This window comes from Ignavibacteriales bacterium (assembly GCA_026390595.1).
Classification (GTDB): domain Bacteria; phylum Bacteroidota; class Ignavibacteria; order UBA10030; family UBA10030; genus UBA9647.
Window position 1 is genome coordinate 1 of the sequence record JAPLFQ010000024.1, and the last position, 19,342, is coordinate 19,342.

Below are 19,342 nucleotides of genomic sequence, written 5' to 3' on the forward strand. Positions count from 1 at the left end.
AGCACAGTATACTGTCCCGACGTCACATCCGCAACTACGGCTTGCTTAAATGCTATACTGAAACGACGTTGTACCTTTTCCATCGCCCGGCTCCTGTTGGTAGGTAATTACTACCTGTCAACTTATTCCCGGACGAGACAACGATTTACTGTTCACTCTTCACTGTTTACTATTCACAACGACCGAACCTCCTGCGTCCCTATGGGCTACATTTTTGAAACCGAAATAGAGCAGATCATGACCGCCGTCCGATCCCGAACCATCGGCGAGGCGGAGAGTATTCGCTTGAAGGACATTCTCTCGGCAGAACTGCATCCCGCAGTAAAGGCCTACTTCAAAGCCCGGGTGCAGCAGATGCTGCAGCAGGAGCGTCAGACGGAAGTCCGCTCGAAGAAATTCCCTTATTCTCTGCGGGAAGTTCTTCGGATGCAGGAACAGATCGACTTGCTGCTCGTGCACAACTATGTGTTCGGCCAGCACGACTTTGCGCTTATGCTGGATCACGCTGTCCATTTCCAATTCAACTTTCTCTGCCGCCCGCAGTGGACGCTGCTCAATTTCATTTTCGAGAACCAGCGCCGCCGTCCCACGTCGGATATCCGGCGAAAGCTCCGGTACTGCGTCGACTATTCGTACTACGCGGAAATCATCAAGCGCTACATCGAAGAGCGCGGGCTCGCGGAAATGACGTATGAAGAGTTCACGGAGCTCCTCGAGAAAATCGACCGGGAAATCGTTCCGCGGCATACGAGCGTCGAGCTGGCGCTCATGACGCGACCGATACTTCGGTTCATCGCGTCTGCCAACCTCACCCCCGGCCAGGAACCGTCCGAGCCGAAGATCCCGATCAACGCGGCGATCGTCTTCTTCGAAGACAAGAAGCTGAACGATATCAAAGAGAGGCTGGAAACCGAACGGGATCGGAACGAAATCACCGGCCTGAGCCTTCGTGAGCTTGCGAGCTTCATTGAAAAGGTCAGGACGAAGAACGAGGATGCCGAAGTCGAGTTCCCCGAGGCGCAGGCTCCGGAGGAACCGGCCGCGAAAACGGAGGAGAGCCCCAAACCGAAAGAACCGGTGACGGAGGCCGTGAAAGCCCCAAAGGCTCCTATCAAGATTTATTCTGATTTCGTCGAAGACGAGCCTTTTCTTCTTCCTCAGCCAGAACAGCCCGACGTCCTGGAAGGGTTCGACGGAGAACCAGTCCCGCCGGGAGAACTTGTGAATCTGCATTCCCTCTTCTCACCATCAGAAGAGAAGACGTTCATCAAGAAGGTGTTCCAGAAGGATGACCTTTTGTTCCGGGAATCGCTGGATCAACTCAACCGCATGGCGGATTGGAAGGAAGCATCGACGTATCTTCAGCAGGTGTTCATCACCAACGATGTCGATCCGTTTTCGGAAGTCGGCATCCTGTTCACGGACAAAGTTCAACGCCGGTTCCTTCCCGGAGAAGACAGCAAGCCCGAAGAGAAGTAACTCTCGCAGTCCCAGTTTCACTACCAGAAAGCAAACTCCATGCAATTCATCGACGAAGCTGTCATCTTTGTGAAGGCCGGTAATGGCGGCAACGGAACGATCAGCTTCCGCCGGGAGAAGTATGTTCCGAAGGGGGGGCCGGACGGCGGCAATGGAGGAAATGGCGGGAACGTCATCATCCGCGCTGACAAGCAGCTCGGCACGTTGCTCGATTTTCGGTACAAGCGTTCATACAAAGCCGAAAGCGGCGAAAATGGGCGGGGAAAAGACCAAACTGGAAAGACCGGTGTGGATGTTGTCCTCAGAGTCCCGTGCGGAACTCTTGTAATGCAGGGATCGGACAGAACAGTCGTCGGGGATCTGCTCCACGAAGGAGATGAGGTTGTTGTCGCCAAGGGGGGCAAAGGGGGGCGCGGCAACGCAGAGTTTGCGACCTCCACCAACCAGGCCCCGAGGATAGCAGAACCCGGGACGCCGGGCGAAGATTGTGAGCTCAATCTCGAACTCAAACTCATCGCCGATGTGGGGCTTGTCGGATTTCCGAACGCAGGCAAATCCACGCTCATCTCAGTCGTCTCAGCTGCGAAACCGAAGATCGCCGACTACCCCTTCACGACGTTGACGCCGAATCTTGGAATTGTCCGCTTCGCGGAAGGGAAGAGCTTCACACTTGCGGACATGCCAGGGCTCATCAAGGGGGCGCATCTGGGGAAAGGGCTAGGTATCCAGTTCCTTCGCCATATCGAGCGGACGAGAGTGCTCGTGTTCCTGATCGAATCCATCAGCGAAGATCCGAAACGTGATTACGAGATCCTGCTCAACGAGCTGGCCAGCTACAACGCAGCGCTGGCGAAAAAGCCGAAGATCGTTGCTCTGACCAAGATCGATCTCTTCGAAGAAAAAGCGCAGAAACGCCTGAAGCGTATTTCATTTGGAAAGAAGATAAAGGTCATGTGCATCTCCTCTGTCTCGAGGGAAGGGCTCCAGCCGCTCCTCGAGGAGATGTGGCACGCTCTGAAACCAACCTAGAGTCCCGTACAGGAGTTGACTTGAACAAGTCAATAAGCGAGTCGGGGATACGTCGAAAAGAGAAGGCACACACCCCTTCCATCCCCTCTCCCCGACACTCCGGCCATCGCACAGAGGGGACTGTTAGCGCTTAGATTGTCGGTTCCAGCGTATCTTGAAACAAACGTCCCCTCTCGTGCGTGGGAATGTGGGCTGTGAGAGGGGAGCTGAGGGGTGTGTGTTTTTTCAGTTCGGTTGCTGACTTAGTCAAGGCTTTTCCGGGACATAACATTAGAGATTGGCTGATCCTTTCCACCCGATGAAACGAACCCCACTGACTCCCCGGAAGACCATCGTCACGCTTGCCGCACTCTCCGGTGTGTTGGTGGTTGTCGCTGCGGGTTCGCTGCTGGTCGGTTCGACCCCCATGTCCGTCTCGGAGTTGTGGCGCGCGCTGACTTCCCCCTCCGATCCGTCGATGGAGATGCAGCGCACCATTATTTTCACCATCAGGCTCCCGCGCGTCCTGCTTGCACTGATCGTTGGCTCGGGCCTGTCAGTGGCAGGAGCTGTGCTTCAGGCGCTTCTGCGAAATCCTCTGGCGGAGCCGTATATACTTGGAATATCGAGTGGTGGGACCGTCGGTGCGCTTGTCGCAATGATGGCGGGTATCGGGGCGGCGCATTTTACCACGCCGTTGTTTTCGTTCGTGGGATCAGGACTTGTGATGCTTCTGGTCTTCGCGCTGGGGCACCGGCGCGGGATCCTCGACACGAACGCTCTTCTCTTGTCGGGAATCATGGTCGGGGCGTTTTTCAGCTCGATTGTGCTTCTCTTCACTGCGCTCGTCAATCAGGACCTTCGCACGACATACCTGTGGCTCATCGGAAACCTGAGTTCGGCAGACATCCAGTCGTTCTGGGTTGTTGCGCCGCTGATTCTACTGGCTTCGGTCGCTCTCTCCACACAAGCCCGTCACTTCAACCTGATTTCCACCGGCGATGAGACCGCGCTGCATCTCGGCGTCGAAGTGGACAGGGTCAAGCGCTTCTCGTACTTGCTCGCGTCTTTTATTACCGGTCTTGCCGTTTCCGTGAGCGGCGTGGTTGGCTTCGTCGGACTTGTGGTGCCTCACGCCTGCCGTCTGATGTTTGGGCCGGACCACCGACTGTTGCTCCCCGCTTCGTTCCTTGCCGGGGCAAGCTATCTTGTCGCCTGTGACCTGCTGTCGAGAGTCGTGCTCGCTCCTTCTGAAATCCCCGTTGGCGTTGTTACTGCAGTTGTCGGTGCCCCGATTTTCATCTATTTACTCAAGAAGAACTGGTAGCTGTAGTTCGGAGACGGAAACGGCGGGTTTCACAACAGTCGTGCGGAAGTCCGTCTGATTGAACGGCAACTCGTATCGATTCAGCGGAGAGCAGATATTGCCAGTGATCTCAAGAATACCAATGCTGATGGAGTGCTCGGTCAATGTGTAGCACACAGATGACACAGAACGGGCACGAGATTGTCACAGATCGATCATCCGTGGAGATCTCACAATAGCATTGATTTCAGTGTGCCATTCTTTGATCTTGATCAGCATTCTCTCGTATTCAACGACTCTTGAGATAGATTCTAGAACGGTGATGCATCATCAGGACTGATCAAATCTTTCCTGTTCTTCAACTTCCCCTGAAGAGGAGATCATTTCCACGGGGCAGGGGGGAAGCGAGCGGAGGAACAGTTGTCCATAGCGTTTCGAAACAACCCTCGAATCGAGTATCGTAATGACACCCCTGTCGGAAGTTGAGCGAATCAAACGCCCCGCGCCTTGCCGGAACTTGATGACAGCTTCAGGAAGTGTGAAGTCCATGAACGGGTTGCCGCCGTTCTGAGTGATGAATTCCGTTCTCGATTCGATGAGCGGGTGATCGGGCACGGCGAACGGCAGCCGCGTGATGATGACGTGCTCGAGTGCTTCCCCGGGAACATCGACCCCCATCCAGAAACTGTCCAGTCCGAACAGAACCGAATTCACATCCCGTTTGAATTCCTCCAGCAGATCGTACCGAGAAGGTCCGCTTCCCTGAACGAGGAGTTGCAGCCCTTCCTGGTGGAATGATCCACGGAGAGCGTGCGCCGTCCGTTTCATCAGCGCTGTGCTTGTAAAGAGGACGAGGGCTTTCCCGCCGCTTCTGAGGACGCTGGAGAGAATCCAGTCGGACAGTTCCCCCTCGTACGTTGCCGCATCCGGAGGCGGGATGTCTCCGGCGATCACCACTTTCATCTGCCTGCGGAAGTTGAACGGAGTATCGAGGATGACTGTTTCCGCAGGCCTTGCGCCGAGGCGGTTCTGGATGTAGGCCAGGGAGCCGGCCACGGCGAGTGTCGCGCTCGTCAGAATCACAGATGTGTTTTCGCGAAACAACATCGGTCCGACGCTGGACGAGATATCTGTCGGCGCTGCGCAGAGTGTGACATTTTTGGAATTCTTTTCCGGAAGTTCGACCCAGTAAGTGAGGCCGGGATCGGGTTGGTCCAGAAATTCCCCGATCAGTACCTTCGCTTCCCAGAGCAAGCGGTGTGCGATAGCAAGCTCTTCTTTGCTCAGCGTGGAATTCTCGTCTGCGACGAGTTCTTTCACCAGATCCTGCAGCTGCTGGAGGGGCGGATCGGCAAGGTTCGCCACTAGGTGTGGGCTCCGCACGCGGACTGTGGAAGAAGAGGCTTTCATTCTACCGGCAGCGCCCACGATTGAGTCGAAGAACGCGCTCAGCCCGATTTCGGCCTCGATGCACAAATCCCGGGCGTATTTCTTCCTGATTTTTGAGAGCAGCCCTTTCTTTGTCCGGGGATTGTAGAGGCGGTGAATTGCATAGAGGACCTGTGCCCGAGAAAGGTCCTTGCCGATTCCCACACCGGCGACCGACTCCAGCGTATGGGCTTCATCGAAGATGACGAAGTCGTTGTCGTAGAGGAATCCCTCTCGCGGAGGTTGAGAAGTGAGCAGTGTGAAGAACAGAGCGTGGTTCATGACGATGAGGTTTGCCTCGCGGGCGCGGGCTTTCGCGCGCTGGAAGAAGCATCCCGTTCCGCATATTTTCTGACTGCAGGCCCCCTGCTCGGACCAAATCAGCTGACGGATTGTCTGGCTCAACGTGAACGGAAGCGAATCGAGGTCGCCGTCGCGTGTGGTTTCTGCCCATTCCCTCAAAAGTTCGAGCTCTGATGCCTCATCTTTCCCGAAGAGTTGCCGTTGGTGGTTTTGCGCATTCTCGAGACGTGTGGTGCAGAGGTAATTCTTGCGTCCTTTCAACAAGGCGGCGTTGAATTCAACCGGGAGAAGTGTTCGTGCTAGCTCGACGTCTTTTCGGAGCAATTGTTCCTGGAGATTCTTCGTGTGCGATGAGATGATCGCTTTGCGATCGCGCAGCACGGCGTGGAGAATTGCGGGAACGAGATAGGCCAGGCTCTTTCCCACTCCCGTCGGGGCCTCGACGATCAAATGGGATCGTGAATCGACTGCAGATGCAATGGCCGTAGCCATTTCGAGCTGTTGCGGTCTGAACTCGAATTCCGGCACCGAGCTGAGCGATCCGCCTTCGGAGAAGATCTTCCTGATATGTTCCTGGATTTCTTTCACAGCTGGAAAATACTGAAAATGCGCTCAAGATGTCGGTTGATCTGGATGCAGATGTGCTGTGAATTGGTGATCAAAACGCGCCTTGACTTGAGCTGAAAAGGGTTGTATATTATTAATCACACATCGCGGGGTGGAGCAATTGGAAGCTCGTCGGGCTCATAACCCGAAGGTTGCAGGTTCAAGTCCTGCCCCCGCTACTAAAAAAGGAAGCGCCCCGCTCGTCGGGGCGTTTCCTTTTTTGTGGGATGAGCAGAAATTCGAATTCAAGCTGAACGTTTTTTGTAAAGTCCCGAGCGACCCTCGTAAACGAACTGAGTGCGAGTCGAGGGGGAGTCGAAGGTGAGCCGAAGGGTCCTGATTACCCGCCGAAGTCCCGGAGGGATGTAGGCGGGCCGCCGTCCTTCGATCCCTCGGCTTCGTCTCAACATGGAACGTTTAGACTTCGCTCGGGATCGAACCCTGAGCGATCCCACAGCAATTTCCAAGAGGAGTCGAAGGGTTCGACTCGTCACATCAAGAAACGATGCGACTCGCTCAGGGCAGGCTACTCCAGGAATGCCGATCGACCAATGTTGATCGGCATTTCCTTTTCACGACAAGTTGCAGGCTGTTTCTCTTCAAGAGTCCAACGGGATCAGGGCTGCATCATGAACTATCAGATTAATATTTCCACCTGGCCTCAAGTTCTTGATTTGGAGAATCCGGGACAGAACGAGAGGAGCGATCCGAGCATTTGGGCTTTTGACCTGATAATTGGCACAGAACAAAAGTATCGATTTCAATTTGAATTTAGTATTTTACACCTGGATGGAGTTATGACGAGGCACAACCGATGGCAAAGGAGTGAATACAATGAATCTATCGTTGGCGCAAGAAAAAGCAAGTAGCGTTTATGAATTCATGAAAAGAGGAAACGCAGGATTGGTACGTGAGACTGCAAATGAAGTCGACCATGATCCTGCCAGTTGGGGTATGGATATCAATGATTGGGACTGGAATGCAGGAGTAGGGATGACTGCAATTTCGGACTACTATGAAAAGACGCACAATCCAGAAGTATTGGAGTACATGAAGAATTGGATTGCCAGGAACAAACACCAGTGTGCGAAGAAAGATCATGTCAACTATTTGACCCCGCTCGCCATCTATCCGGATATGTATTTGAGAACCAAGGAGCCGTACTATCGGGATACTGCGGTCGAGTACGCTGACTGGGTAATGTCAAATGCCGGGAGATCCAAGGATGGTGTGTTCTTTCACGGAGCGTCTGTTTCGGATGAGGTGTGGGCGGATACAGTTTTTATGGCTTTGGTATTTCTTTCACGTACGGCGAAACTCACAGCGAATATCAAAACAGCAGATCAGGTCATCAAGCAATTGCTTTCGCATCTGCAGCTTCTGCAGGATGAGAACACCGGGATTCTCTATCATGGATATCATTGTGTGGGAAACCATCATATGTCGGGTGCCCTCTGGACCAGGGGGAACTCATGGGTGGTGATTGGCGCTCCGATCATCATCGAGACCATACGTGATTTGGTGGAAGTGCCGAAAGAAATCAATACCAGATACAAACACCTGGTGGACGGTATTTTGAAATATCAGGCAGAGAATGGTCTATGGCACACCGTCATGAACAGACCCGATTTTTATCAGGAGACATCCGGCAGTGCCGGTGTTGCAGGAGGTATCATGAAAGCGGTACGTCTCCATCTGCTGGAGCCCGGCACCATGGCAAGTGCCCTCAAAGCCATGGAGGGAGTGATCACAAAAATCAATGCTGAAGGCGCAGTCGAAGGCGTTTCGGGAGGTACGCCGATCATGCCTACGATTGATGCGTACGGCAAACTGACCCGCTATCCGACGCTGTACGGGCAGGGCTTGACACTCCTGTTGTTGAGTGAATACATCTTTCAGGAAAAGGCTCGCACAAAACAAGGTTGAGGCATCGACTTGAGTTTCTCTGTACCCATTCGCATCGGCGTTCGTGCCCACGATTTCGGTCGCTTGCCGGCCGGCGAGCTTGCCGCGAAAATCGCGGCGAGCGATCTGGTCTGCGCACAGCTCGCACTCGGCAAGGCCATCGCCGGACTCAATTTGAAACCTGGCCTTCTAAATCCGGGTCTCGCGTTTGAAATCGGAAGGGCGTTTCAGGAACATGACGTCCAAATCGCGGTGCTCGGCTGCTACGTGAATCCGATTCACCCCGATCCCGCGACGCGGCAATCGCTGCTCGGACTTTTCAAGGAACACCTGCGCTACGCCCGCGATTTCGGGAACGGACTCGTCGCGCTCGAAACCGGTTCGGTCAACGCGGACTATTCACCTCATGCCGAGAACCACGGCGAGGCCGCCTTTCAACAATCGCTTGCGAGCATCGCAGAGCTTGTCGCTGAGGCTGAACACTTCGGCGTCATCGTCGGCATCGAGGCGGTCACATCGCACGTTGTCTCGACGCCGCAAAAGATGAGGCGGATGCTTGATAGCGTTGCGTCGAATAACCTGCAAGTGGTCTTCGATCCGGTGAACCTGCTTTCGCCCGACAATTATCACGAGCAGGAGCGGGTCATTGGCGAATCGCTAGAACTGTTCGGCGACCGGATTGCGGTCATTCATGCGAAAGATTTCGTTGTCGAACACGGCCAGTTCAAAAGTTCAAGTGCGGGTCTTGGAAAGCTGCGGCACGATCTGGTGATGAAATTTGCCGTTACACAAAAGCCAGGAATCAGCATCTTGTTGGAAGATACAAACGAGCAGGCGGCTGAGGGTAGCCGGCAATTCTTGCGGCAGGTTGCAGAACAATGGGGGTGAAATGCGTGAAGCTTGAAAGTCAGAAGAAGACCATCTGTCCCTCTGTTTGTGAACGGTTGCAGGTGTACAGCCGGGTACCACCCATACAACTCCCATAGTGCCTCGTTCCTTCTGAATTCCCCGTTTCTTACCTACTCGAGTCTGAGAACAACACCGCACCTGTTTCTCTTCACATCAATCAAGTGATGCAGCATCGCTGGCGTGTACATCGCTTCCTCTGGGAGAGGCAGGTGGAACGTATTGACCGTTTGCGTTGTTCAAAATGTAGGAATAGGATCATACCTATCTAAGGATAAACCTCGTTCTGTCCTCCGTAGTTGGTCCTCCTTATCCAACCTGATTCGCCGAAATTGTCACGAGAAAGAAGAAAGTGACGCCGAACAGTGAGCGCGGAATCATTGTCGGAGTAATATTCATTCTTTCGGCCACTGTATTGACTCCATACGGCGATTTCCGATAACGTGAAACAATCTCGTTCATATCGTTTCATTTCTCACGCCCACTAACCTAACGGGAGGTAATATCATGAACAAGACTCTTCTCGCCCTCTGCGGCCTCGTATTGCTCGCCGGCTGCACCGCGTCCCAATTCTCTATGTATAAACCAAAGAATGCCGTGACACACTGGAATATCACTGCAAGCCATGGGCCCCTCACCGGCAAGATCTCAATAGCCATCAATGATAGCGTAGTCGTGTCAGAGAAGCCCGCTGCTTTCGCCAACACGATTGATGCGAAGGGAACTTACCAAGGACACGAGGTGCATTTTTTCTCGACGTACAACAACGGAATCCTGGGAATATTTGGAGCTGGCTGGGAAACGACTGTTCTCGTTGACAACGAGCTGGCTGCACGCTTCACACTTTGAGGTCAAACTCTCGTCTTGTCCCGCTTGATACGTTTGACAAAACGAATGGTTCGAACGACACTTGATTCAGAACGCCAATGTCAGATGAAGGAGGATCCCTTGAATTCCACAAGAAGAACAGCGCTTGTTGCGGGCGTGCTCTACCTGCTCACGTTTGTCTCGATCCCGACACTCGCACTCTACGGTTCGATACGCGATCCAAACTACATCGTCGGCCCTGGGCCGGATACTGCAGTGATCATCGGCGGTATTCTTGAGATCATTGTGGCTCTCGCGGGCATCGGCACTGCGGTCGCGCTCTATCCGGTGCTGAAGAAACAGAACGAAGGGGTAGCGTTGGGCCTCGTCGGCTCCCGAGTCCTGGAAGCCGGCACCATCTTCGCTGGCGTCGCGTTCCTCCTGTCGGTCGTGACCTTGCGGCAGGCCGGAGCTGGTGCTGGTGCGTTGGTTACCGGCCACGCGCTGGTCGCCTTGTATGACCGGATATTCCTCATCGGACAAAGCTTCATGCCGGCCGTGAACGACCTGTTACTGGGTTTCCTGCTGTACCAGTCTCGCCTGGTGCCTCGAATCCTTTCGCTGATCGGATTAGTCGGAGGAGTCCTGCTTGTTGCCGGCGATGTCGCCGTGCTGTTTGGTCTGATCGGGCAACATGACCCCTCGACAGCGCTGGCCGCAATTCCGGTCGCGCTATTTGAGTTTTCGCTGGGCGTCTGGCTCATTGCTAAAGGGTTTAATACATCGGCGACGAACGAGCTCTTAAGCGCGGCATAGAAATGAATCATGGAAGGCAGAGGGTTGAATGCCCTCTCCGCCATCCATAGTGTTCAAAAAAGGAAGTGAGCATGACTTCTGATCCAAGACTTCGTAGAACGGAAATATTGGTGGCCTCCCTGTGGCTGGTCACAGCCATTGGCGCCATAGCTGGTGCTGTCCTGATCAATCCCGTAATAAATGTACCAGATTATCTGACCACGGTTTTTCCCAAAAGCGCAACCGTCATAAGCGGAATGCTCGGTTGGTTGATCAATGATATTGGCATTGTATTTATCGGGCTTCTGATGTTTCCGATTTTGAAGAGGCAGAGCGAAAGCATGGCTCTCGGGTATTTGAGTATGAGAATATTCGAGTCCATACTGATGATTGTCGGCGTATTCTTCGCACTGTTGCTCATACCGCTAAGCCAGGAATTCATCAGGGCAGGAGCGAGAGACGTCAGCTCGTATCAAGCAATAGGCTCGGTGCTCAAACAGGCAGAAAATTGGTTCCTGAACATCCTCCAATTAATTTTCCTGGGCCTGGGCGGTATTATTCTTACAACCATTCTGTATCAAACAAAACTCGTTCCGCGGTTTATTTCCGTTGTCGGTATTGTTGGATATGCCGTGTTGTTACCAGCCGCGATACTTGCCTTATTTGGTGTGATTGATCCCACGCCCGGCGGTTCAGCATCGATAGTGGCTGTTCCCGTCGCGACCTTTGAAATCATCCTTATGCCGGTATGGTTGTTTGCAAAAGGATTCAACGTATCTGCAATCGCTTCGACTCCTGCGAGAATAGTCCCAACCTCTGGAGAAACCAACAGCTGACCATGAAAGAAGAAAGTGGAAGCATCGATCCATATAGAACGACAGCAAGAATCGTAGGGGCGGTGTACCTCGCTGGGTTCGTTGTAGGCATTGTGGGGAATACACTCATCCAATCCATTCTTGGCGCGCCGATTCACCTTTCAACAGTTTCCGCGCACAGCATGACGTTGGCAATCGGCGCGGTGCTCTGGCTGATGGCCGTCGCCGGCGATGTTGCTCACGGTGTCCTGATGTTCCCGGTCCTGAAGCAACACAACGAGCGCATAGCGGTCGGATACCTCAGTTTTAGGATCATCGACGCCGTATTCATTGCCGTCATGGTTCTCTTCATGCTTCTTCAGATACCACTGGGGAGGGAGTACCTGAAAGCAGCGGCCGCCGAGGCCCATCATCTTCAAGCCCTGAGCAATGTTTCCGTGCAGGCGAGCCTGTATGCCTACGATATCGCCATGAGCGTTCTTGGGATAGCTGGTTTGATGCTTTGCTACACATTCTACAGGACAAAGTTGATTCCCCGTTGGATAGCCGTCTGGGGCCTCGCTGGATACGCGATCATTTTTTTCGGGATGGTGTCGGAAATCATGGGGTCCGGTCTGGGCCTGGTTTCCTCGATTCCGGGTGGCCTTTGGGAGGTGTTTGTCGGTGTGTGGCTGATCTTCAGAGGATTCTATTCAACTGCAATTGCCTCCTAAAGGTTTTATCAAACGCTAGGTCGACGAAGGGCTGTTGATCTTTGGACAAATCGTAGTGCCCGAGAGGCCTGAAGTAGTTGTACCAGTTAGCTGCAATTGCCTTTCACAGTTTAACAAAAGGAGAAATACCTGTGAAAAACATTTTCCGGTTTCTCTTGTTGGGTTTTCTGGTATCGACCAACATGAGTCGATTGCTTGCCCAATCGGTGCAGACCGCGGTACTGTGCGTTGATGACAATAATCTCTCCTCCACCCAAAACGGCAGTAGACGATATCCATATAATGGCATACAGACAGCAATTGCAAATGCTGCCGACAACGACACTATACTGGTTGCAGTCGGAATTTACGGTAGGATTGACAACATGGGAAAACCGCTGTCAATTTTAGGCGGATATACTGGTGGTACTACTGCTTCTTATAATGCCGGGACAGGTGGAGATTTTTCGATCAGAACCATCGACCCGTCGCTGACAATCATAACTGGCGGGGTTGACAGCATCGGTGTGAACCTGACCCGTTTCAATTTTAATCCGTTCCGTTTCGTATTTGATAATTTCGCTGTGCGCAACAGCAAGAAGGGAATTGTCTTTGATGTAGCTACTTCCTGGCCCCATGTCGATAATGTTACCATATCCAATAATATTATCGAAAGTAACGGTCAACCAGGGGTAATAACATCTGGCGCAGGAGTTTGGGTAGCCGGTAATAATCATCGGGTTCTGAATAACATCATCCGAAACAACCATGGAGGTAGAGGTGCCGGTCTATCCGGGAACTTTACTCCATCCGATTCTTTGTTGGTGGAAGGCAACCTGATTGAAAACAATACCGGCTACGATGATCATGGTGCCGGTGTCTATTTAGGTGGCTATGTAACTATCAGGAGCAATATTATTTCCGGTAATTATCTGCAAAACAGTTATGGCTGGGGTGGAGGGGTTTTGATACTGGGAATTGCTCATATGTCGTTCAATGTTATAAAGGATAATTATTGTCCGACTTATGGAGGAGCGGTTTTCGTGGACGATGGCGGGATCGCTTATATGGATCATGAGTTGATTTACAATAACCGTACTTCACTTTACGGAGCAGGCATTGCAGTGGACAACACTGCCACAGATTCTTCACATGTTTATCTGACAAATTGCACAGTAGTGAATAACTATTCACCTGATACTCTGGGCGGAAATGCGATTTATCTGGATAACTCTTCTTTTGGAACGCTGCGCAATTGTGTTCTTGCAGGAAACGGAGACGATTTCTATATCAATACCAGCAGCGCATTGACCGTTACGTATACATTGAGCCAGGAGGGATTTACGGGTCAGGGAAATTTCAAAGCCGACCCCTTGTTTGCAGATACTTCGAACAAAGATTTTCACCTGAAATCCAAGGGCGGACGATACGCTCCCAAGAGTCAGGCCTGGGTCATTGACGGTGTCCACAGCCCTGCCATTGATGCAGGAGATTTGACTTCCGTCTATAACAATGAGCCGGCTCCGAGCGGAAACAGGATAAATCTCGGCTGTTATGGGAATACGATGTATGCTTCAAAATCTCATCCTGCTGCGGATATTCAGAAAATAACTGCAGACTTGCCAATGCACTTCAGCTTGGGCCAGAACTACCCAAACCCTTTTAACCCGACAACCACCATCTCATTCGGGCTTGCATCAAAATCATTTGTATCGCTGCGAGTATTTAATGTCTTGGGAAGAGAAGTTTCAATACTCGTATCGGAAGAACTCCCTGCCGGAACATACTCGCAAAACTGGAACGCCGCAGGTTTGGCGAGCAGTGTGTATTTCTATTGCCTGCAAACAGGTTCATTCACCGATACCAAGAAACTTCTTTTGCTAAGGTAACGGGCCTGCCCGCCGCGACGAATTCCGCGATGCAGGCGGGCGCCCTGAGGTCTGGCGGGGAGAATCGCGGAGAGGCCTTAATTTGGATGCTCCTCTGGGTTTGTCGGCGGACTCTGAGTATCCGCGTTGATAACCACAATCAAACCAGGACACAATCCAATTACTTCTGAAATTGACAAGGCAATCAATTGATTCTTGAAGAAGAGAACAACAGCATAAATTCAAACAAGAAGACTGCGAGAATCGCCGGCGTCCTCTACTTGCTCGTTGGCATCTTTGGCGGCTTTGCCGAAGGATACGTGGAACCTAAGATGTACGTTGCCGGTAATGCGGCAGTCACGGCTGGAAACGTTGTCGCAAACTCCGGACTTGTCCGCCTGGGCGTCGTCGCTGACCTGTTGGATGGGACGTTCTTTATCATCTTGGCTTTGGTGCTCTACATTCTGTTTCAGCACGTGCACAAGAGTGTGGCAAGGGCAATGCTTGTCTTCGTCGGAATCGCGAGCGCGATCACATGTCTTAGTGCGCTTTTTGAGTTTGAGGGCTTGCGGGTTGCAACCGGTGCCGTCGACATGACCTCGTTGGGCACCGCGGGTTCGAATGCAGTCGTACTGCTCCTGCTCGACGCTCAGCATTATGGGTTGCTCATTGCACAGATCTTCTTTGGCCTGTGGCTGGCCCCGTTGGGATATCTGGCCTACAAATCAGGGTGGTTCCCCAAGACATTGGGCATCGTACTCATTGCGGCGTGCGCCAGCTACCTCGTGGACCTTCTCGCGGCGTTCCTACTCCCCGACGTCGGCAAAGCCATTCACGGTTTTGCAACCATCCTGCCGACCATCGCGGAGCCGTGGATGGTCCTCTACCTGCTCGTGGTTGGTATAAAGACTCAAACAATAGGCCAGGTGACTCATAAATAATATGGCTCTTTCCCTCATCAGTGCAATCATCATTGGGCTTGGCGCGACCCTTACGTTTGATCTTTGGGCGCAGCTTCTCAAGCATGCCTTCAAGATTACTCCTTCCAACATCTGTCTGGTTGGGCGCTGGCTTCGATACATGCCGGAAGGAACCTTTAAGCATTCAAATATTGTGTCTTCTCCACAGAAGAGCGGAGAATGCGCGGTAGGATGGATCGCCCACTACATGATCGGCACCACGTTCGCCATCGTCTTCCTCGCATTAGCAGGCAGCGACTGGCTTCAGCATCCGACGCTGATTCCCGCGATCGTCTTCGGGGTCGTAACGGTCGTTGCGCCATTCTTCATCATGCAACCAGCATTTGGGTTTGGATTTGCTGCATCAAAGACGCCACGTCCTGCGCAGGCAAGGCTACGTACTCTGATGAACCATACAGCGTTTGGGGTGGGTCTATACGTTTTCGCGCTGCTGATCAGCTGGGTGCTACGGGTGTATGCCTAGCGTCGCATTCGAAAGGGGCGAACAAAAGCCGCGTACTTGTTTCATTGTTTGCGCAGAAAGAAAGGGTTACCGCCGTGCCCCGTCGCTCAGCACCGCCTCGATCGCCGCAACTGCTCCACGGTTGTCTCTGATGCCGCTCCAATTGTAGATGCACAGATACCGGCATTTAGGAATCGACAACGTTCGCGTGATCGCTTCATGCCATGCCTGTTCGCCCTCAGTTCCCATGAGCATCCACTCCACCGCACCCCAAAACGGTGCATCGCTCTTCCGCAGAACTCTCTGCACACCCCTGTCTTTTAACGCGTCGCCTGCATGCCTGTAGAAACTCCATCCGGGACAGGAATACCTGTTCAGGGCCGCATCGTACAACAACTCCTCTTCTTTCCAACCACCGACATGTGTAAACAGCTTCTGGCGCGGCACACCGAGCCCTGATGCCAGGGCACAGAGGTCGTCGAGGTGTCGCCGCACAATTTCAGCCACGTCTTTTTCCTGCAGCGGTCCGCTCTTCGCCAAACCGGCCGTCGTGACAGCCGCATAGCCGCTCGCGATGACCCCGCGACCTGGCACCTGATCGCCTTTCAGTTCTACCTGAGGGTCCGCGCTTTCAGGTCGATCAAGAAGATCGTTTCCATTCGGCAAATAGAATGCGTTCACCCCGATTGAACTTTCCCATCCGATTTTGATGCCGAGAAGAAGTGATTTCCTGTCATCAGGCAGATGTTTCCACCACTCGAGGACCAGGGGAACGAGCACTCGCATTTCATCATGGCAGGCTTGTCGATAGGGGGGACTCATGAGATTCGGGGGGGGAAGGACACGGATTTGTTTTCCCCAGTTCCGCCAGGCGATCTTCATCGCATATGCGGAATCCCAGCCGGTCCATTCTACATTCATCCGGTTTCCGGGGTTGTAGCCATCACGTCCACGATCCCACCAGTTCCAGAGGTCGGGGCGCGCGTCCCACCACTGTTCTCCGTCGAGTTGAACGATGATCGGGATATCATACTGTTCCGCAAGAGAGAGGAATCCGAGGACGCGGGACCGGCATTGATCCCTTGACTCATTCAGGTAGGAGAAAATCGCACCGATCCCCAGGCGAACACCGGCTGTGCTCTTCGGGTTTTGGAGCTTCCGAACCTGCTGGAATACCTCTTCGTATTGTTCGCCCGGTATGATGTTGACAACAAGATACTGCTGCCTTGCGATGGCATCGAGTTGGGCGGACAATAGGAGGAAAGGAAAGAGGAGTGCAGTCAGCACACCGTGTCTCCGACGTCGGCGGGTCATAGGCGTCAATGAATGTTTTGTTTTTCGTCTTTATGGTTTCTAACGCAGAGCCGCAGAGGACGCGGAGCAACGCAGAGGTTGTCGATCTTATCGCTCTGCGATTCTCCCCGCCAGACCGCATGGCGGGCTGGTGCGGACTCAGCGTCTCCGCGATATAAGCTACAACAAAACATATTGGAATCAGCACTATTGTAACCATATGGAGAGGAAGAGTCAAATGACTTGCCGGGGGGGGCAGCATTCAATCGTAGATTTGACATTCGTTCCCCGAAATCGCAGATTAGTATTGCATAGATTCCTGCTCCGGCAATCTGACTCAGAGATTTCAAGAGCGACCATGAAAGGGGATAAACCAGTGAAATCACTTCATAGTTTCTCCAACAAAATGCTCGTGATTATATTCGTGATCATTTCTTCAGAGACCATTCACGCGGGAACACGTTACAAAGACATCATTTTTCCTTCTGCCACTGTCACAAAGGGCATTCAATACGGGAGTAACGTCAATATTGATGGATCGAACGCTGCGCTGATGCTGGATCTCTATCAGCCGGCGAATGATACTCTAAAACTCAGGCCGCTCGTTATCTGCTTACACGGCGGGAGTCTGATCGTCGGCGACAGAATCGACATGAGCGCGTTCTGCACCGATTTTGCGAAACGCGGATACGTCGCAGTTTCCATAGACTATAGAGTCGGCATTGAATCTCCGAAGGGCGTCAGGACGATATTGGAGGCTTTGTTGCGCGGAGTTCAGGATACCAAAGCTGCTGTACGTTTCTTCCGTTCAAAAGGTGCACAGTACGGCATTGACACCTCGCAAATCTTCCTTGAGGGATCATCGGCGGGGTCCATGGTCGCGGTGCATTATGCTTACTGGAACCAAGACGAAATCCCGCCGGACATTAATCAGGCGAAGTGGGGAAATATCGAAGGCGCGAGTGGAAATCCGGGATTCTCGACGGCCATCAAGGGAATTGTGAACTACTGCGGATCTATCATCGATCCGACCTGGATCGATAAGGGAGAAGTGCCCGTGGCTAATTTCCACGGTTTGCTGGACACGATTGTCCCTCCGGACAGCGGAGTATCCGGTGATTTTCAAATCAAAATGTTCGGTGGTGTCGCGATTTCCAGAGCTGCGTTGCAGCTCGGAATCTATAACCAGGGATCCTTCTTTCCTCAGATGGGACATGGAGGAAACGAAGACAGTCTCCGTGTGTTCGGTCCGAATTTCTTCTATTCGCTCATGGTCCTCGCCTCTTCCGCGCCGCAGGATCTGACGTCGTTGGCCCTCTCCGCAACATCGGTGAAGGTCTTTCATTATGAAACGTATGCTTTCCTGTCCACGGTGATCGACAAATCAGGGAACAAGATTATTCTGCCGCAACCTATGATACAGTACACATGCGACACCAGGATTGGCACGATATCTCCGTCAGGCATATTCACTCCTGCCGATCGTCCCGACAGCGGATACGTGTTTGCGAAGTTCAACGGCGTGACGACTTCATGTTTCGTGAAGACGTATGACTTCAAGTACTTCATCGTAAAACCGAAACTTGCTGTGATTGACACCCTGAGAACCCTCAAGCTGAGTGTCGATACGTATGATGCAGAAGCGGTCTGGCACAGCGTGCCGACGACGAAGTTCGCATTCGTTTCGACAGATCCTTCAGTAGGGACCGTTGATCCAACGGGCGTATTCACCGGAAAGAAAAGCGGTACCACAAAGATCATTGCCACATTGGGCGGATACAGTGATACCAGTGTCGTAAGGGTCGAAGGTGCGAGTGGTTTGGTCAGTCTCGACCGGCTAGAGAGTTTGAGCGGATGGACTTTTGACGGACTGAATCTGGATTCACTTTCCGTAACGCTTGCAGTGGATCAGAAGTCTGCGGGGAACGCATCCTTTAAGATAGATTACAGGTTCACCTATGATCCTTCAAAGTCGGCCCCCATGGTGTACCTGAACAAAGCCCTTCTTCTCTACGGAATTCCCGATTCCATCTATCTCGATGTAAAATCCGATGGACGCAGGCATAGGCTCTACTATCGTTTTTCGGATACTGAGTCCCGGCTCTTCCGTGCTTTCGGAGCGAAGTTCCTGAACAACGCCCAGATTTTCGATGTCATCAATGCTCCAATGACAGGGTTGTCTTCTCTCTCCGGCACATATGATGCGGTTCCGCCATTGACTCTCGGGAGAATAGAGATACAGCTTGCGGGCGACAATATTCCCGGACAGGCAACTTCAGGGACCATCTATGTGGATAATCTCAGGCTGAAGTATCCCGGTGTTGTCACCGATGTCGAAAAGGCAGCGTTTGCTCCTGCTTCGTTCAGTCTCGACCAGAACTATCCCAACCCGTTCAATCCAAGTACAGCGATCAGCTATCAGCTGCCTGCCCTGAGCGGAGTCGAAGGGTCAGCTAATAGCTTCGTGAAGCTCAAGGTCTTTGATGTACTGGGGAGAGAAGTGGCCTCACTTGTGAACGCGATCCAGAAGCCCGGATCGTATGTTACACGGTGGGATGCTTCGGCATATCCGACCGGTGTGTACCTGTATCGGCTGCAAGCCGGAGACAATGTTCAGACGAAGAAAATGGTCTTGGTAAAGTAGCCGCGAGGAGTCTGGCCGGAGTGCCATTCAGGGCGTCTAATGCCCTTGTACAGAAGAATCCCGAT

At 52.6% G+C, this 19,342-nt stretch carries 15 protein-coding genes and 1 tRNA gene; 14 read left to right on the forward strand and 2 right to left on the reverse strand.

Features of this window, described 5'->3' with window-relative positions:
• The first annotated feature begins 237 nt into the window (after nucleotides 1–237).
• The 3 genes from NTU47_13360 (at nucleotide 238) to NTU47_13370 (ending at nucleotide 3,814) form a co-directional block, all read left to right on the forward strand.
• Nucleotides 238–1,479: a hypothetical protein gene (locus NTU47_13360; protein MCX6134795.1), complete on the forward strand. Its 1,242-nt coding sequence runs from the start codon at nucleotides 238–240 to the stop codon at nucleotides 1,477–1,479.
• A 39-nt stretch (nucleotides 1,480–1,518) separates the two neighbouring features.
• Nucleotides 1,519–2,508, forward strand: coding sequence for a GTPase ObgE (obgE, locus tag NTU47_13365; protein ID MCX6134796.1), 990 nt, complete (start codon nucleotides 1,519–1,521; stop codon nucleotides 2,506–2,508).
• Between the two features lie 298 nt (nucleotides 2,509–2,806).
• Nucleotides 2,807–3,814, forward strand: coding sequence for an iron ABC transporter permease (locus tag NTU47_13370; protein MCX6134797.1), 1,008 nt, complete (start codon nucleotides 2,807–2,809; stop codon nucleotides 3,812–3,814).
• A gap of 309 nt (nucleotides 3,815–4,123) precedes the next feature.
• Here the strand turns inward: NTU47_13370 and NTU47_13375 are convergent, their stop codons facing one another.
• On the reverse strand, nucleotides 4,124–6,112 hold the full coding sequence (locus NTU47_13375) for a DEAD/DEAH box helicase (GenBank protein ID MCX6134798.1): 1,989 nt from the start codon (nucleotides 6,110–6,112) through the stop codon (nucleotides 4,124–4,126).
• Between the two features lie 124 nt (nucleotides 6,113–6,236).
• Here NTU47_13375 and NTU47_13380 point away from each other — a divergent pair.
• The 10 genes from NTU47_13380 (at nucleotide 6,237) to NTU47_13425 (ending at nucleotide 15,361) form a co-directional block, all read left to right on the forward strand.
• Nucleotides 6,237–6,309 (forward strand) — tRNA-Met (locus tag NTU47_13380).
• 655 nt (nucleotides 6,310–6,964) lie between these two features.
• Complete coding sequence (locus NTU47_13385) at nucleotides 6,965–8,056, forward strand: glycoside hydrolase family 88 protein (GenBank protein ID MCX6134799.1); 1,092 nt, start codon at nucleotides 6,965–6,967, stop codon at nucleotides 8,054–8,056.
• 9 nt (nucleotides 8,057–8,065) lie between these two features.
• Nucleotides 8,066–8,923 (forward strand): sugar phosphate isomerase/epimerase, encoded by an 858-nt coding sequence (locus NTU47_13390; protein MCX6134800.1) that lies wholly within the window; start codon nucleotides 8,066–8,068, stop codon nucleotides 8,921–8,923.
• Between the two features lie 525 nt (nucleotides 8,924–9,448).
• Nucleotides 9,449–9,790 (forward strand): hypothetical protein, encoded by a 342-nt coding sequence (locus NTU47_13395; GenBank protein ID MCX6134801.1) that lies wholly within the window; start codon nucleotides 9,449–9,451, stop codon nucleotides 9,788–9,790.
• Nucleotides 9,791–9,889: 99 nt separating this feature from the next.
• The gene (locus NTU47_13400) at nucleotides 9,890–10,564 is read left to right on the forward strand and encodes a DUF4386 domain-containing protein (GenBank protein MCX6134802.1); all 675 of its coding nucleotides are present in this window, start codon (nucleotides 9,890–9,892) and stop codon (nucleotides 10,562–10,564) included.
• Between the two features lie 71 nt (nucleotides 10,565–10,635).
• Entirely contained in the window at nucleotides 10,636–11,379 is a 744-nt protein-coding gene (locus NTU47_13405; GenBank protein MCX6134803.1) for a DUF4386 domain-containing protein, read from the forward strand.
• 2 nt (nucleotides 11,380–11,381) lie between these two features.
• Nucleotides 11,382–12,071, forward strand: coding sequence for a DUF4386 domain-containing protein (locus tag NTU47_13410; GenBank protein MCX6134804.1), 690 nt, complete (start codon nucleotides 11,382–11,384; stop codon nucleotides 12,069–12,071).
• A 131-nt stretch (nucleotides 12,072–12,202) separates the two neighbouring features.
• Nucleotides 12,203–13,939, forward strand: a complete 1,737-nt coding sequence (locus NTU47_13415; protein MCX6134805.1) for a right-handed parallel beta-helix repeat-containing protein — start codon at nucleotides 12,203–12,205, stop codon at nucleotides 13,937–13,939.
• 188 nt (nucleotides 13,940–14,127) lie between these two features.
• Nucleotides 14,128–14,859, forward strand: a complete 732-nt coding sequence (locus NTU47_13420; GenBank protein MCX6134806.1) for a DUF4386 domain-containing protein — start codon at nucleotides 14,128–14,130, stop codon at nucleotides 14,857–14,859.
• Nucleotide 14,860: 1 nt separating this feature from the next.
• On the forward strand, nucleotides 14,861–15,361 hold the full coding sequence (locus tag NTU47_13425) for a DUF2938 domain-containing protein (protein ID MCX6134807.1): 501 nt from the start codon (nucleotides 14,861–14,863) through the stop codon (nucleotides 15,359–15,361).
• A gap of 66 nt (nucleotides 15,362–15,427) precedes the next feature.
• Here the strand turns inward: NTU47_13425 and NTU47_13430 are convergent, their stop codons facing one another.
• Nucleotides 15,428–16,627 carry a hypothetical protein gene (locus NTU47_13430; GenBank protein MCX6134808.1) on the reverse strand — a complete coding sequence of 400 codons (1,200 nt, stop codon included), beginning with the start codon at nucleotides 16,625–16,627 and terminating at the stop codon, nucleotides 15,428–15,430.
• 382 nt (nucleotides 16,628–17,009) lie between these two features.
• Here NTU47_13430 and NTU47_13435 point away from each other — a divergent pair, with 382 nt between their 5' ends.
• Nucleotides 17,010–19,277: a T9SS type A sorting domain-containing protein gene (locus NTU47_13435; GenBank protein ID MCX6134809.1), complete on the forward strand. Its 2,268-nt coding sequence runs from the start codon at nucleotides 17,010–17,012 to the stop codon at nucleotides 19,275–19,277.
• Nucleotides 19,278–19,342 lie beyond the last annotated feature (65 nt).

Excerpts from the sequence above, each read along its gene's own strand:
- NTU47_13360 (MCX6134795.1), top strand. The coding sequence starts at position 238 with ATGACCGCCGTCCGATCCCGAACCATCGGCGAGGCGGAGAGTATTCGC.
- obgE (MCX6134796.1), top strand. The coding sequence starts at position 1,519 with ATGCAATTCATCGACGAAGCTGTCATCTTTGTGAAGGCCGGTAATGGC.
- NTU47_13370 (MCX6134797.1), top strand. The coding sequence starts at position 2,807 with ATGAAACGAACCCCACTGACTCCCCGGAAGACCATCGTCACGCTTGCC.
- NTU47_13385 (MCX6134799.1), top strand. The coding sequence starts at position 6,965 with ATGAATCTATCGTTGGCGCAAGAAAAAGCAAGTAGCGTTTATGAATTC.
- NTU47_13395 (MCX6134801.1), top strand. The coding sequence starts at position 9,449 with ATGAACAAGACTCTTCTCGCCCTCTGCGGCCTCGTATTGCTCGCCGGC.
- NTU47_13405 (MCX6134803.1), top strand. The coding sequence starts at position 10,636 with ATGACTTCTGATCCAAGACTTCGTAGAACGGAAATATTGGTGGCCTCC.
- NTU47_13410 (MCX6134804.1), top strand. The coding sequence starts at position 11,382 with ATGAAAGAAGAAAGTGGAAGCATCGATCCATATAGAACGACAGCAAGA.
- NTU47_13425 (MCX6134807.1), top strand. The coding sequence starts at position 14,861 with ATGGCTCTTTCCCTCATCAGTGCAATCATCATTGGGCTTGGCGCGACC.